Source organism: Xanthomonas sp. SHU 308 (assembly GCF_000364645.1).
GTDB classification, from domain to species: domain Bacteria; phylum Pseudomonadota; class Gammaproteobacteria; order Xanthomonadales; family Xanthomonadaceae; genus Xanthomonas_A; species Xanthomonas_A sontii.
The window spans coordinates 1-657 of record NZ_AQOK01000532.1 but is presented as its reverse complement, the minus strand read 5'-3'; the positions used below and the strand labels follow the sequence as shown (position 1 = coordinate 657).

The window sequence follows — 657 nt, the reverse complement described above, 5'->3', positions numbered from 1 at the left end:
GGCGCGCTGCACGATGGCGCGCGCCAGCGGATGCGCCGAGCCGGTCTCCAGCGCCGCGGCCAGGCGCAACAGCGGCGCGGTCTCGGCCGCGTCGGCGACCAGCACCGCGGTCACCTGCGGCTGGCCCAGGGTCAGGGTGCCGGTCTTGTCGACCACCAGCGCGGTCAGCGCACGGGCGCGTTCCAGCACCTCGGCGTCGCGGATCAGGATGCCGGCGCGCGCGCCGACACCGGTGCCGACCATGATCGCGGTCGGCGTGGCCAGGCCCAGCGCGCACGGGCAGGCGATCACCAGCACCGCCACCGCGTGCACCAGCGCCTCGGCGAAGCTGCCGCCCAGCGCCCAGGTCGCGCCCAGGGTGATCGCGGCGATCGCCAGTACCGCCGGCACGAACACCGCGGCGATACGGTCGACCAGGCGCTGGATCGGCGCGCGCGAGCCTTGCGCGGCATCGACCATGCGCACGATCTGCGCCAGCAGGGTGTCCGCGCCGACCCCGGTGGCGCGTGCGCGCAGCAGGCCGAGCTGGTTGACCGTGGCCGCATGCAGGCGGCTGCCCGGCGCCTTGGCCACCGGCATGGCCTCGCCGGAGAGCATCGCTTCGTCCACGCTGGAGTGGCCCTCGAGCACCTCGCCGTCCACCGGCACGCGTTCGCC

General features: G+C 75.8%; 1 protein-coding gene. It reads right to left on the bottom strand.

Annotated elements, in window-relative coordinates; genetic code table 11:
- Positions 1–657: HAD-IC family P-type ATPase (locus D588_RS25035; protein ID WP_043085342.1), on the bottom strand; the 657-nt coding region annotated here is incomplete at both ends.